The sequence below is a fragment of the Neoroseomonas lacus genome (genome assembly GCF_014644535.1).
Taxonomy (GTDB): domain Bacteria; phylum Pseudomonadota; class Alphaproteobacteria; order Acetobacterales; family Acetobacteraceae; genus Neoroseomonas; species Neoroseomonas lacus.
This window is the reverse complement of sequence record NZ_BMKW01000003.1, coordinates 434,495-448,294: the sequence shown is the minus strand read 5'-3', so window position 1 is coordinate 448,294 and position 13,800 is coordinate 434,495. Positions and strand designations below refer to the sequence as shown.

At 69.1% G+C, this 13,800-nt stretch carries 13 protein-coding genes; 8 read left to right on the top strand and 5 right to left on the bottom strand.

All coding sequences use genetic code 11. The features are described 5' to 3' along the window. Positions 1-27: 27 nt before the first annotated feature. Genes gatB through gatC form a run of 3 tightly spaced genes read right to left on the bottom strand, consistent with a single transcriptional unit; the run spans position 28 to position 3,259 of the window. Positions 28-1,479 (bottom strand): Asp-tRNA(Asn)/Glu-tRNA(Gln) amidotransferase subunit GatB, encoded by a 1,452-nt coding sequence (gatB, locus tag IEY36_RS08585; RefSeq protein WP_188966618.1) that lies wholly within the window; start codon positions 1,477-1,479, stop codon positions 28-30. Further along, positions 1,476-2,963 carry an Asp-tRNA(Asn)/Glu-tRNA(Gln) amidotransferase subunit GatA gene (gene gatA / locus IEY36_RS08580; RefSeq protein ID WP_188966617.1) on the bottom strand — a complete coding sequence of 496 codons (1,488 nt, stop codon included), beginning with the start codon at positions 2,961-2,963 and terminating at the stop codon, positions 1,476-1,478. The genes gatB and gatA overlap by 4 nt, the downstream gene beginning before the upstream one ends. After that, the gene (gatC, locus tag IEY36_RS08575; protein ID WP_188966616.1) at positions 2,963-3,259 is read right to left on the bottom strand and encodes an Asp-tRNA(Asn)/Glu-tRNA(Gln) amidotransferase subunit GatC; all 297 of its coding nucleotides are present in this window, start codon (positions 3,257-3,259) and stop codon (positions 2,963-2,965) included. The genes gatA and gatC overlap by 1 nt, the downstream gene beginning before the upstream one ends. A gap of 44 nt (positions 3,260-3,303) precedes the next feature. Between gatC and ruvX the strand changes: the two genes are divergently transcribed. The 6 genes from ruvX (at position 3,304) to plsY (ending at position 8,394) form a co-directional block, all read left to right on the top strand. Then, the gene (gene ruvX, locus IEY36_RS08570; RefSeq protein WP_188966615.1) at positions 3,304-3,774 is read left to right on the top strand and encodes a Holliday junction resolvase RuvX; all 471 of its coding nucleotides are present in this window, start codon (positions 3,304-3,306) and stop codon (positions 3,772-3,774) included. Between the two features lie 4 nt (positions 3,775-3,778). Continuing rightward, positions 3,779-4,570, top strand: a complete 792-nt coding sequence (locus IEY36_RS08565) for an FkbM family methyltransferase (protein WP_188966614.1) — start codon at positions 3,779-3,781, stop codon at positions 4,568-4,570. A 337-nt stretch (positions 4,571-4,907) separates the two neighbouring features. Continuing rightward, positions 4,908-5,843: an aspartate carbamoyltransferase catalytic subunit gene (locus tag IEY36_RS08560; RefSeq protein WP_188966613.1), complete on the top strand. Its 936-nt coding sequence runs from the start codon at positions 4,908-4,910 to the stop codon at positions 5,841-5,843. Then, complete coding sequence (locus IEY36_RS08555; RefSeq protein WP_188966612.1) at positions 5,840-6,298, top strand: GNAT family N-acetyltransferase; 459 nt, start codon at positions 5,840-5,842, stop codon at positions 6,296-6,298. Before IEY36_RS08560 ends, IEY36_RS08555 begins: the two co-directional genes overlap by 4 nt. Before the next feature lie 225 nt (positions 6,299-6,523). Beyond that, the gene (locus IEY36_RS08550; RefSeq protein ID WP_188966611.1) at positions 6,524-7,801 is read left to right on the top strand and encodes a dihydroorotase; all 1,278 of its coding nucleotides are present in this window, start codon (positions 6,524-6,526) and stop codon (positions 7,799-7,801) included. Next, positions 7,798-8,394, top strand: a complete 597-nt coding sequence (gene plsY, locus IEY36_RS08545; protein ID WP_188966610.1) for a glycerol-3-phosphate 1-O-acyltransferase PlsY — start codon at positions 7,798-7,800, stop codon at positions 8,392-8,394. The genes IEY36_RS08550 and plsY overlap by 4 nt, the downstream gene beginning before the upstream one ends. Before the next feature lie 680 nt (positions 8,395-9,074). On the opposite strand, the gene IEY36_RS08540 is transcribed toward plsY, so the two are convergent. Then, positions 9,075-10,124, bottom strand: coding sequence for a DMT family transporter (locus IEY36_RS08540; protein ID WP_188966609.1), 1,050 nt, complete (start codon positions 10,122-10,124; stop codon positions 9,075-9,077). 178 nt (positions 10,125-10,302) lie between these two features. Continuing rightward, positions 10,303-11,598, bottom strand: a complete 1,296-nt coding sequence (locus tag IEY36_RS08535; protein WP_188966608.1) for a tetratricopeptide repeat protein — start codon at positions 11,596-11,598, stop codon at positions 10,303-10,305. A gap of 101 nt (positions 11,599-11,699) precedes the next feature. On the opposite strand from IEY36_RS08535, the gene IEY36_RS08530 reads away from it, so the two are divergent. Then, positions 11,700-12,485, top strand: a complete 786-nt coding sequence (locus tag IEY36_RS08530; protein ID WP_188966607.1) for a class I SAM-dependent methyltransferase — start codon at positions 11,700-11,702, stop codon at positions 12,483-12,485. A 208-nt stretch (positions 12,486-12,693) separates the two neighbouring features. Beyond that, on the top strand, positions 12,694-13,800 hold the full coding sequence (gene dprA, locus IEY36_RS08525; RefSeq protein ID WP_188966606.1) for a DNA-processing protein DprA: 1,107 nt from the start codon (positions 12,694-12,696) through the stop codon (positions 13,798-13,800).

The following is a 13,800-nucleotide window of genomic DNA, read 5'->3' as shown; positions in this document are numbered from 1 at the left end:
GCCACCGCCGTCAACCGGACGAATGCCTCAGGACAGCTTCGTCTTCAGCAGCTCATTGACCAGGGCCGGGTTTCCCTTGCCCTGCATCGCCCGCATGGTCTGGCCGACGAAGAAGCCGAACAGCTTGTCCTTGCCCGAACGATACTCAGCGACCTTGTCGGCATTAGCGGCGAGCACGCCGTCGATCACCGCCTCGATCGCGCCGGTATCAGTCACCTGCCTGAGGCCGCGCTCCTCGACGATCAGTCCGGGCGCACGGCCAGTCTCGACCATCGCCTCGAAGACTTCCTTGGCCAGCTTCCCCGACAGCGTGTTGTCCGCCATCAGGTCGAGCAGCGCGCCGAGATCGGCGGCGGAGACCGGCGGCTCGACGATGGAGGTCTTGGTGCGGTTGATGGCGGCGAACAGGTCGCCCATCACCCAATTCGCCGCCTGTTTTGCGTCCCGGCCCTTGGCGACGGCCTCGTAATAGGCGGCCGTCTCCTTCTCGAGCGTCAGCACGTGCGCGTCATAGGGTGTGACGCCGAAGTCGTGGACGTAGCGCGCCCGGCGCGCATCCGGCAGTTCCGGCAAGGCCGCCTTCAGCGCATCCACCCAGGACTGCTCGATCACCAGCGGCGGCAGGTCGGGGTCGGGGAAGTAGCGGTAGTCATGCGCATCCTCCTTCGACCGCATCGACCGCGTGATGCCGCGCCCGGTGTCGAACAACCGGGTTTCCTGGGTGACCTCGCCACCGGATTCCCACACCTCGATCTGCCGCCGCGCTTCGGCCTCGACGGCCTGCATGACGAAGCGGATGGAATTGACGTTCTTCACCTCGCAGCGCGTACGGAATTCCTCGCCCGCCTTGCGGACCGAGACATTCACGTCGGCACGCATGGAGCCTTCCTCCATGTTGCCGTCACAGGTGCCAAGGTAGCGCAGGATCTGCCGCAGCTTGGTCAGATACGCGCCGGCTTCCTCGGGCGATCGCATGTCGGGCTCCGACACGATCTCCATCAGCGCGACGCCCGACCGGTTCAGGTCGATGAAGGATTTGCTCGGATGCTGGTCGTGGATCGACTTGCCGGCATCCTGTTCCAGATGCAGCCGCGTGATGCCGATGACCTTGGTGGAGCCGTCCTGCAAGGCGATCTCGACCTGGCCGGTGCCGATGATCGGATGCGCGAACTGGCTGATCTGATAGCCCTGCGGCAGATCGGCATAGAAGTAGTTCTTGCGGTCGAAGCGCGACCACAGGTTCACCTGCGCGTTCAGCCCGAGGCCGGTGCGCACGGCCTGCGCCACGCATTCGCGGTTGATCACCGGCAACATGCCGGGGAAGCCGGCATCGATGAACGACACCTGGCTGTTCGGCTCGGCACCGAATTCGGTCGCCGCGCCGCTGAACAGCTTGGCGTTGGACACGACCTGCGCGTGGACTTCCAGGCCAATGACCAACTCCCAGGGGCCAGTCTCGCCGTCGATGGTGTAGCTCATGCTCCGGCCCTCATGCCCGGCAATGCCCTGAAATCCGCCGCGCGTTCCAGCGCCGCGCCGACGGCGAACACCGTCTCCTCGTCAAACGGTCGTCCCAGCACCTGCAACCCCAGCGGCAGCCCCTGCGGATCAAGCCCCGCCGGCACCGACAGCCCCGGCAGCCCGGCGAGGTTCGCCGTCACGGTGAACACGTCGTTGAGGTACATCTGCACCGGATCGTCGCTGTTCTCGCCTTCGGCAAAGGCCGCACTCGGTGTCGCCGGTGCGAGGATCGCGTCCACCTTCGACCATGCCTCGCGGAAGTCGCGTGCGATCAGCGCCCGCACCTTCTGCGCCTTCAGGTAATACGCATCGTAGTAGCCGGCCGACAGCACATAGGTGCCGATCATGATGCGCCGCCGCACTTCCGCACCGAAGCCGGCCGCCCGCGTCCGCTCATACAGGTCGCGCAGGTCGGAATTGGGCTCCGCCACCCGCTTGCCGAAGCGCACGCCGTCATACCGCGCGAGGTTCGACGACGCCTCCGCCGGGGCGACGATGTAGTAGGTCGGCAGCGCGTACCTCGCATGCGGCAGGGAGATGTCGACGATCTCCGCCCCGGCCTCGCGCAGCCAGTCCAGCCCCTGCCGCCACAGCTTCTCGATCTCGGCCGGCATGCCGTCCATGTGGTATTCGCGCGGCACGCCGATCCGCAGCCCCTTCACCGACCGCCCGCAGGCGGCGGCGAAATCCGGCACCGGACGATCGGCCGAAGTCGAATCCTTCGGATCGAAGCCCGCCATCGACCGCAGCAGGATCGCGCAATCCTCAACCGTGCGGCCGAATGGGCCCGCCTGGTCCAGCGAGGAGGCATAGGCAACGATGCCGAACCGCGAACACCGCCCATAGGTCGGCTTGATGCCGGCGATACCGCAGAAGGCCGCCGGCTGGCGGATCGACCCGCCGGTGTCGGTGCCCGTTGCGCCCAGCGCCATCCGCGCCGCAACGGCGGCCGCCGAGCCACCGGACGACCCGCCCGGCACCAGCCGCGCATCGGGGTCGTTGCGCCGGCTCCACGGGTTCAGCACGCCGCCATAGGCAGACGTCAGGTTCGACGAACCCATGGCGAATTCATCGAGGTTCGCCTTGCCCAGGAACACCGCCCCGTCGCGCTTCAGCTGCGACGTCACGGTGCTTTCGTAAGGCGGGATGAAGCCTTCCAGGATCTTCGACCCGGCCGTGGTCTGCACGCCCTCGGTGCAGAACAGGTCCTTGATGGCGAGCGGAATGCCTTCCAGCGGGCCGGCCTCGCCCCGCTTGCGGCGGGCGTCCGAAGCCCGCGCGGCCTCCATCGCCTGATCCGCCGTCACGGTGATCAGCGCGTTGAGCCTGGGGTTCAGCGCCTCGACGGCCTCGACATGGGCGCGCGTCAGTTCCTCGGCAGAGATGACGCCTTCCTCCAGCGCGGCGACCGCGCCGGCCAGGGTGAAATCGGTCGGATGCATCACTCAACCACCTTCGGCACGCTGAAATATTCACCCTCGCTATCGGGGGCATTGGCCAGGATCTTCGCGGCCTGGCCGCCATCGGTCACCACGTCGTCGCGCAGCGGCATCGCCGCGATGCCTTCCGGCGTGCCTCCGGACATCGGCTCGATGCCGTCGGTGTTCACCGCCTGCAATTGCTCGATCCAGCCGAGGATGCCGTTGAGCTCGCCCTGGACACGGGCGACCTCCTCCTCCTCGAGGCGGATGCGGGCAAGGGCGGCGACGCGCCGCACTGTGGCGGTATCGAGTGACATCAATGCTCTTCCAGGGGAACGGGGGGCGGACCATAAGCCTCGCCATGGCCATCATCAACCTGAAGGACCTCCGTGCCGCCCTGCCCCGCCATGCGCGGCTGATCGGGCTCGACCCGGGGGCGAAGACGATCGGCGTCGCGCTGTCGGATGTGACGCTGATGCTGGCCAGCCCCTACGGCGCCATCAAGCGCGGCAAACTCGCCGCCAATGCCGCTGAGATCGCCGCCATCGCGACGAAACAGGGTGCCGGCGGAATCGTCGTCGGCCTGCCACTGTCGATGGATGGCACGATGGGCCCGGCCGCCCAGGCGGCAAAGGATTGGGCACGGGCGGTCTCCGAGACGACCGGCCTGCCCTGCGCGCTGTTCGACGAGCGCCTCTCCTCGGCCGCGGTCAACCGCATGCTGGTGGCCGAGGCCGACCTGACCCGCGCCAAGCGCGCCGAGGCCGTAGACCGCGCCGCCGCAGCCTATATGCTCCAGGCGGCACTCGACGCGTCACGACCAGAGGATTGAACGCATGGTCGCCAGCTCCACTGGCATGGCCGGCCCCGGTGCCGAGGTTCCGCACTGGACACCGCCCTCCTCCATGGAGGAACGGCTGCGCCGACTTTGCATCCCGCCGCGGCTGTGCCTGCGCTGGGAACTCGCCCGGGCGCTGAGGCATGGCGAGCGGGAACTGCGCCTGGTGCCGACGCTGGCGGATCCGCGGCGCGTCTCGATCGATGCCGGCGCCAATCGCGGCGTCTGGACCGAGATGCTGCGCCGCCATTCCCGCGCCGTTGTCGCCTTCGAGCCGAACCCCAAGGTCTATGCCGAGCTGATCCGCCGCCTCGGCCCCGGCGCCAGCGCCCTGCCCTATGCGCTGTCGGACGATTCCGACGGGGCCGAATTGCGCGTGCCGCGGCGGCGCAAGGGATTTTCGAACCAGGGCGCGACACTGGCGCATGGCAGCCTGGGCGGTTGCGCCTATGGCGCGCTGCCGGTGCAGACCCGGCGGCTGGACGAAATCGAGACCGGCGATGTCGGCCTCATCAAGATCGACGTGGAAGGGCATGAATTGGCGGTGCTGCGCGGCGCGGCGGGGCTGCTCGCCCGCTGCAGGCCCGTGCTGGTGATCGAGATGGAGGAGAAGCACCTCCACCGCCCGATCGCCGAAGCGATCGCCGATGTCGTTGCCTATGGCTACGCCCCGCATGTCGTTGCGAGGGATCGGCTGGCACCGCTCGATCCGGCCATGCTGCCGCGGCTGCACGGGCCTGGTGTGTCGGTCCGGGACTATGTCTTCAACTGGGTCTTCCTGCCCGCCTGACGGACGGCGCGATCGCGCCGCCCGCACCTCCTGCAGGAAGCCGCCGATCCGCAGGCGCATCCGTTCGGGCCCCTGCGGCATAGTGTGGGACGCGCTGCGCGCCGGCGAAGAGCGCAGCGATACTCCGGCCGTCGCAATGATCCCTCATCACGCAATTCAAGTATTCGTAGCGCCGTACCGCCATGCACGAACGGTCAGTTCGGGACCGCCGGATGCGCCGTGCCTGTCGGCCCCCACCTCCACATCGTGGACCTTGGCCGCCATCCGGCGGCGCGGAGGCCGCCGTGCGGCAATCCCCACTCTGGCCGAATCCAGCCCGCCGGCCTAAGGTCCGGCCGTGTCACACCCGTCCAAACACCTCCTCGCCATCGAGGGTCTCGAGCCGCCGCACATCGCGGATCTGCTCGATCTCGCCGAGTCCTACGCCCTGCTGAACCGCAGCGGGAAAACCCAGCGCGACCTGCTCAAGGGCCGCACGCTGATCAACCTGTTCTTCGAGGATTCGACCCGCACCCGCACCAGCTTCGAGCTGGCCGGCAAGCGGCTGGGCGCCGATGTGATCAACATGTCGGTCAGCACCTCCTCGGTGAACAAGGGAGAGACGCTCCTGGACACCGCGAGCACGCTGAACGCCATGCAGTGCGACCTGCTGGTGATCCGCCACGCGCAGTCGGGCGCGCCGGCGCTGCTGTCGCAGAAGGTGGATGCGGCGGTGATCAATGCCGGCGACGGCACGCACGAACACCCGACCCAGGCGCTGCTCGATGCGCTGACCATCCGCCGGCACAAGGGGCGGCTTGAGGGGCTGGTCGTCGCCATCTGCGGCGACATCACCCATTCGCGGGTGGCGCGGTCGAACATCCATCTGCTGACCACGATGGGCAGCCGGGTGCGCATCGTCGGGCCACCGACGCTGATCCCGGCCGATGCGGCGCGGCTCGGCGTCGAGGTCTTCACGGACATGAAGAAGGGCCTCGAAGGCGCCGATGTGGTGATGATGCTGCGCCTGCAGCGCGAACGCATGTCGGGCGGACTGGTGCCCTCGGCGCGCGAGTTTTTCCGCTTCTATGGGCTCGATGCCGAGAAGCTGGCGGTCGCCAAGCCGGATTCCATCGTGATGCACCCGGGGCCGATGAATCGCGGCGTCGAGATCGACAGCGCCATCGCCGACCACCCGACGCGGTCGGTGATCGGCGAGCAGGTGGAGATGGGCGTGGCCTGCCGGATGGCGGTGCTCGACGTACTGGCGCGGCGGCTGCCGCGGAACCGGTGAACGCCCCGCGCCTCGCCCGGCCGGAGGAAGCCGCCGCGCTGCGCGACCTGGTCCGTGCCGCCTATGCCCCCTGGGTGCCGCTGGTCGGCCGCGAGCCGGGGCCGATGGGCGACGATTACGCCGCGCGCATCGCCACTGGCCAGGCTTGGGTGGTCGAGCAGGATGGCGTGCTGCTCGGCGCCCTCATCATCGAGGACACGACGACCGGCCTGCTGGTCGACAATGTCGCGGTCGCCAGGGACGCGCAGGGCACGGGTCTCGGCCGCGCGCTGATGGCCTTCGCCGAGGCCGAGGCGGCCCGGCGCGGGCATCGGCGAGTGTGGCTCTACACGCATGAGAAGATGACGACGAACATCGCGCTCTATGAACGGCTGGGTTTCGTCGAAACGCATCGGGCCGAGCAGTCCGGATTCGCGCGCGTGTTCATGGCCAAGGCGCTCATCGCGTCGGCCTGAGTCAGTTCTGCCGCACGATCGACGCAACATTTCGGCTGCGCGGGCACTGGTCTCCCGTGGCATGGCGGAAGATCCGCGGTGGCGGGCGCGATGCGCAGGGACCGGCGGCGCTTGCCTTGCCGCATCTGTTGCGCGGCGCAGCATGCCGGGCGCGGCACTCGTCGCAAGCCGGCCGGCACACCATACCCCCGTGGCAGGACTCGGCGGCGCGTCTATAACCGGGCCATGCGCGACCTGCTGATCACCGGTGCCCGACTGCTCGACCCCGCAACCGGCCTCGATGGCCCCGGCGACCTGCTGGTGCGGGATGGCGCCATCGCCGATCTCGGCCCGGGGCTTGCCGCGCCGGAGGGGGCGGAGGTGGTCGATGCCGGTGGCGCCTGCCTGGCGCCGGGGCTGGTGGATATGCGGGCCCATCTCGGCGAGCCGGGGGCGGAGCATCGCGAGACCATCGCCTCGGCCGCCGCGGCCGCGGCCGCCGGGGGGATCACGACGCTCTGCGTGCTGCCGGATACCGACCCGGCGATCGATGACCCGGCGCTGCTGTCCTTCATGTTCCGGCGCGGCGAGGCGACGGGGTCGGTGACGCTGCTGCCCTATGGGGCGGCGACGGTGGGCTGCGCGGGGAAGGAACTCGCCGAGCTGGGCCTGTTGCACGAGGCCGGGGCGATCGCCTTCACAGATGGGGCGCATGCCATCGGCAATGCGCGGACGATGCGACTTGCGCTGTCCTATGCGCGGGCGTTTGGCGCCTTCATCGTGCAGCACCCGGAGGACCCGACGCTGGCCGCCGGTGGCGCGGCGACGGAAGGCGAATTGGCGACGCGGCTCGGCCTGCCGGGCATTCCGCCGGCGGCGGAGGCAATGATGGTGGCGCGCGACATCGCGCTGGCGCGGCTGACGGGCGGGCATGTGCACTTCGCGCATGTCTCGACCGGCGCGGCGCTCGACCTGATCCGCGCGGCCAAGGCGGAGGGGCTGCTGGTGACGGCGGATACGGCGCCGCCGTATTTCGACCTGAACGAGACGGCGATCGGCGATTACCGGACCTATGCGAAGCTCTCGCCACCGTTGCGGACGGAGGCGGATCGTCAGGCGGTGGTCGCGGCGCTGGCGGATGGGACGATCGACGCCATCGCCTCGGACCACCAGCCGCGCGATGCGGATGACAAGCGGCTGCCGTTTGCCCAGGCCGAGGCGGGGGGGGCGGGGCTGGCCACACTGCTCGGCGTGACGCTGGCGCGGGTGCATGGCGGGGATTTGTCAATGAACCAGGCGTTGGCGATGCTGACCTGCCGGCCGGCGGCGCTGTTGGGGCTGGCGTGCGGGCGGCTGGCGCGCGGTGCGCCGGCGGATCTGCTGATGTTCCATCCCCAGCGGGGTTGGAAGGTCGAGGCCGGCAAGTTGCCGGGGAAGGCGCAGAACTCGCCATTTGACGGGCGGGCGCTGGAAGGGCGCGTGCTCGGCACCTGGAAGGCCGGGCGGCGGGTGTTCGGGGCATGACCGACCCGGCAGTGGCTTTCCTCGTCGCGCTGGTGGGCGGGTATCTAATCGGGTCAGTGCCGTTCGGGTTGTTGCTGACGCGCGCGGCGGGGTTGGGCGACATACGGGCCATCGGGTCGGGCAGCATCGGCGCGACCAATGTGCTGCGGACCGGCAAGAAGGGTTTGGCGGCGGCGACGCTGGCGCTGGATGCCTTGAAGGGCATCGCGGCGGTGTTGTTGGCGCGCTGGGTGGTGGGCGAGCAGGACTTGGTGGCCGGCACGGCCGCGGTGCTCGGGCACACCATGCCGGTCTGGCTGGGGTTTCGCGGCGGCAAGGGGGTGGCGACAGCGCTGGGGGTTGCTCTCGCGGCGATGTGGCCGGTGGCGCTGGGCTGCGGGGCGGTGTGGCTGGCGGTGGCGGTGGTGACGCGGATTTCTTCGGCGGCGTCGCTCTCGGCCATCGCGGCCGGACCGGTGTTGGCACTGCTGTTTACCGATGCGGAGCACGCGTTGCTCGCGCTGCTGATCGGCGTGCTGGTGGCGTGGCGGCATGAAAGCAATATCCGCCGGCTGCTGGATGGCACGGAGCCGAAGATCGGGCAGAAGGGCTGACAACCGGCAGCACTTTAGGATTTTAGGATTTTAAGTCGGCACGGGGTACGCGTTTCGGACAAATCCGGCCTTCGGGGCGACGCGCTATGCCGGATCCAGTCGGGTACGATCGGCCGATCGACAACAGAGTCCGACGGCAATACCAACGCGCGCTGTTCGCGACGGTTGGCATCCCTATTGTCGTGCCCTCGGACGCGTCGTCCCGACGGCACGCCCCGGGCGTGACCTGCCGAGGGCATGCTGTTCTGGTGAGGCGCAAACCTCCAATTCACTTGTCTTTCGCCGGATGGCCGTCACGGCCTCGGCATGGGTCAAAGACGCATGCCGCTGGTATGAGATGAGTGGACCGATCGCCGTCAGCCACCGCACATGAATCTCGCGCGAGGTCGCCCACGGTCCACCCCTGGGACGCGATATGGCGGCACGCCAGGGATACGCAGTGCGGCCAGGCTGGGACGGATTCAAAGGTTCAAAGAGCCGTAGTCAGACAATCGTATATGGAAAAAATACCTATATCAATTGAATTGCCGTGCCAGCCGCTGCCGATCCGGTGATCCAGCGCGTCCTGAGGTTGCACAGGAGCATATCCCGATCGGCTGGAACCGGATGATCGGGTGCAGATGCTCGCAAGAACACTGACCTGGAGCAGCCTACGTCAAGCAGAGTGGACGGAGCTTGCTCTAATGCCGATGTACGTGCCGGTGGTGTAGGTCGGGGAAATGCGGGTGCCGGTGCACCATCGGCTCATGGCGATGCCAATGGGTATGCGGTTCGCCCGGCGGCGCATCGGGGCCGTGGCGATGCTGGTGGTGCTCGTCATGCCGGTGCCGGTGCTCATGCTCCATCGCCTCGTGGATGTGCTCGTGCTCATGCCGTTCCGACAGGTGCAGCCACAGCCCAACACCCATCAGCGCCGCGGCGATGAGCAGCTGCGCCGAAGCCGGTTCGTCCAGCATGACCACCGCGAGCGCGGCGCCGACGAAAGGGGCCAGCGAGAAATAGGCGCCGGTCCGCGCCGTGCCGAGATGGCGCAGGCCCAGCACGAACAAAGCGAGGCTGACGCCATAGCCAAGGAAGCCGACGATCCCCGCCGCCAGGATGAGCCCCGGAGCGGGCAAGGCGGCACCATTGCCCAATGCCAGGGCGAGGTTGACGCTGCCCGCGACCAACCCCTTGAGCATCGCGATCTGCACCGGATCGGCCGAGGACAATTTGCGCGTCAGGTTGTTGTCGATGCCCCAACACAGGCAGGCGCCGACGATCAGCAATGCACCCAGGTCCAGCGACGCCTCGCCCTGCCAGGACAGGGTCGCCGCGCCGGCCAGGATGGCGAAGGCCCCCAGCAGCAGCCGGCGATCGACATTCTCGCGGAACACCACCCAGGCGATGCCCATGGTGGCGAGGCCTTCGACATTGAGCAGCAGGGAGGTGCTGGCCGCGTTGGTTCGGGTCAGGCCGAACATCAGCAGAAGCGGGCCGCCAATGCCGCCCGCGAGGATCACCAGGCCGAGCCATGGCGCATCGGAACGACGCAGCGGTGCCTCGGCCGCCGGAAGTTGCAAGGCGGCGCGCGACAGGTGGATGACCGCGAGACCGATCCCGGCACCGAGATAGAGCAGCCCAGCCATCATCCATGGGTCGATGGCACCGAGCAGGATCTTGGCCAGCGGGGTGCTGGCCCCGAACAGGATGGCCGAAAGCAGCGCCAGCGGAACGCCTTTCCGGTTCATGCGAAACCTCCAGCGGCATGTCGACCGATGGAGTGGCCGGGCATCCATTGACGACGCCGCCAATGGATCGCAGCGGGACGGCTGCCGCATCCGTCTGCGGCAGATCCGCCCCGGGGACCCTGCGCCCGTCCGTGGCAGTTGCCCCCGGAGGGGGGTGCCGGCGGCGGCCCATCGGGGTTCAATGCACCCCCGCCACCGGAATCCCCGCCGGCCCCGGCCGCCTCGCCCCGACCAGCCGCCGGAGGTCGTCCACCCTGCCCGCCTGCACACACGCCTTGAGCAGCGTGAACTCCACCAGATCCGTCTGCGCGCGGCTGCCGCCGATGCGTTCGCTCTCGGCCAGGAGGGGTTCGAGAGTCTCGATGACGGTGGAGAAATCGCCACACTGGAAGGCGCGGAAGGCGCGGGCGGTAGTGGGGATGACGGGGCCGGAGGGGTAGCGGCCGGTGCGGGCGAGGTCTTCCATCTGGCGGATGCGGGCGTCGAGGCCGGTGCTGTCGCCGGCGATGCTTTGGGCCAGCACGACGTGCAGGTCGGCGAAGGCGACGTTGGCTTGGGGGAAGTGGCGGAGGGCGAAGTCGTGGAGGTCGCGCCAGGCGGTTTCGTCGCGCGGGGCGCCGGCGAGTTCGACGCGCCAGAGGAAGGAGACGGCGTCCTGCAGCTTCTGGCGGGGGAAGCCGCTATGGCCGGTCAGGGAGATCGCCTCGCGGTAGAGGCGGCAGGCGCTGTCGAGGTCGCCTTCGGCCAGGGCGCCGAGCGCCTGGTGCCAGTGCAGGTGGCCGTGGAGGATGCCGCCGCGGGGGTAGGTTTTCAGCCAGTCGGCGAGGAAGGCGCGGGCGGTCTCGGGTTCGCCGTCCTCGTAATAGAGGTGGGCCTGGGAGTGGGCGATCCAGCCGCTGGCGGGTTGCCGAGCGAAGGAGCGGGCGATGATGGGGCGGGCGGCGTCGCGCTGGCCGTCCTCGCACAGCGCCATGGCGTAGCTGGAATCGAACCACCAATCCTCGCCGTAATGGGGGGCGAGGTTCGTCATGAGGGCGGCGAGGCGGGCCTTCTGGCCAACTTCGCCGGAGGAGCCGAGCAGGCCGTTCGGGTTGGCGGTGGTGTTGAGCACGATGGCGTCGCGCGGCCATTGCGCGAGGTGGTCTTCCATCGCGGCGATGGTGGTGGCGATGGGGCTCGTCATCAGGGTGCGGAAGAAGCGGATCTGGCTGGCTTCGCGGGCGGTGACGCCGGGGGCGAGGGCTTCGGCCTGGTCGAGCGAGGCGCGGGCGCCGGCGGCGTCGGCGAACATAAGCAGGATCTGGGCGCGGCCGACATGGGCCAGGGCGAAGCCGGGGTCGGCGGCGATGGCCTCGTCGAAGGCGTCGAGGATGCCGGCGTGGAGCATCAGCAGCAGGTCGAGGCCGCGGCCATAGGCGTCCCGCGCGGCGATGGAGGTGGTGGAGACGGGCAGGTCGTAGCGGTCCGTCAGCATGGGTCCTCCTGGGCGCTTCATTGTGTGGAAGTTAGCGCGCGGCGGGCGCAGCATGGCAAGCGGGCCGGTGGCCGACGCCCTGACCAGGGAGGACCACAACCATGGTGGACACACCGATCGTCTTCGGCGACGGGGCAGCGTATGAGCGCTTCATGGGTGGCTGGAGCCGCCTGGCGGGCGATGTCTTTCTCGATTGGGTGGCGCCGCCGCCCGGGCTGCGATGGGCCGATATCGGTTGCGGAAACGGGGCCTCGACCGAATTGCTGCTGGAGCGCTGCGCGCCGGCGATGATCGAGGCGATCGATCCCTCGGCGGGACAACTCGATTACGCGCGGAAGCGCTTGGCGGGGCGGGCCGTGCGGTTCGAGGAGGGCAGCGCGATGGCCCTGCCCTATGCCGATGCCAGCGTCGATGCGGCGATGATGGCGCTGGTGCTGTTCTTCGTGCCTGAGCCGGCGCGCGGGGTGGCGGAGATGGCGCGGATCGTGGCGCCGGGCGGGATCGTTGCCGCCTATGCCTGGGATCTGGCGGGGGGTGGTTTCCCGATCGCGGTGATCCATGACGAGATGCGGGCGTTGGGGATGAGCGTGCCGCAGCCGCCCTCGGCGGACGCTGCGCGGCAGGAGAACATGGCGGCGCTTTGGTCGGCGGCCGGTCTTCGCGATGTTGCGCTGCGGTCGATCACCGTGACGCGGCGCTTCGCGGATTTCGACACGTTTTGGCAGACCAGCGTCGAGGGGCCGGCCATGGTCGCGGCGATGGCCGACCTGCCTCGCGAGACGGCGGAGGAGTTGCGTCGGCGGGTCAGGGCGCGGCTGCCGGACGAGCCAGACGGTGGCATCACCATCCAGGCCACAGCCAATGCGGTGAAGGGGTTGAAGGGTTAGAGCAGATCCTGATCGGGTCGGAGCGCTTGATCCGGTATCTTGGCTGCTCAGGCGCCATCTCGCGTATTGATTGAATTTCATAGTATATTTTTCGCGTGAACGAGATTTCCTGGATATCGGTCCCCGCGCTGACGCCCATCACCGGTGGGGTGGGAGGCCGCGCTCTTGCCTTGTCGCGTGCCGGCGTCCACCGGGGCGGCGACCAGCCATGACCCTGGCGCGGCTACGCTTGGCGCGCACCGACGGCATCGGCCCCCTCACCTTCCGTCGGCTGCTGGCCCGCCATGGCGATCCGGAGGCGGCATTGGCTGCCCTGCCGGCGCTCTCGGCCAAGCGCGCGACGGCCTATGCCCCACCCGCGGAGGCCGCCGCGCGGCGGGAAGTCGCCGCGCTGGCGAAGCTTGGTGGGCGCTTCGTGTTCCTTGATGACCCGCTCTATCCGCCGCTGCTGGCTCTGTTGGCGGATGCGCCGCCGGCCTTGGCGGTGGTGGGGGACGCGTCTCTGCTGGCAGCGCCGGCGGTGGCGGTGGTGGGGGCGCGCAACGCCTCCTCGGCCGGGCGGCGCGTGGCGGAGGAATTGTCGGCGGCACTGGCGGGCAAGGGGCTGACCGTGGTGTCGGGCCTGGCGCGGGGGATCGACACCGCGGCGCATGAGGGGGCGCTGCGGACGGGCGGGACCATCGCCGTGCTGCCGGGTGGGCTCGATGTGCCGTACCCGCAGGAGAATGCGGAGTTGGTAGCGCGGATCGCTGAACATGGCGCGGTGGTGGCCGAGAGCCCCTTGGGCACCGCGCCGCAGAACCGGCACTTCCCCAAGCGGAACCGCATCGTGGCTGGGCTGTCGCTCGGCGTGGTGGTGGTGGAGGCGGCGCACCGGTCGGGCACGCTGATCACGGCGCGGATGGCGCTGGAACAGGGGCGCGAGGTGTTCGCCGTGCCGGGCTCGCCACTCGACCCGCGCTGCCGGGGGTCGAACGACCTGATCCGGCAGGGGGCGCATCTCACCGAAAGCGCCGATGACGTGCTCGACCACCTGCCCGAGGCGCCGCGCGCCGGGCCGCTGTTCGACCCGGCCCGGATGGGCTCGGCGGAGGCCCACGGCGCGGCGGAAGCGGCAGATGGGCTTGGCGCACCCCCGGAGGGGTCCGATGAAGTTATTGAATTGATTGGATTGTCACCAGTATCGGTTGACGAGGTGCTGCGGCGCTGCCACCTGACGGCTCCTGAACTCCAGGCCGTGCTGACCGATCTGGAACTTGAGGGCCGGGTGGAACTGCTCCCCGGTCATCGCGTCATGCGCAGTCCAAACGGGTGA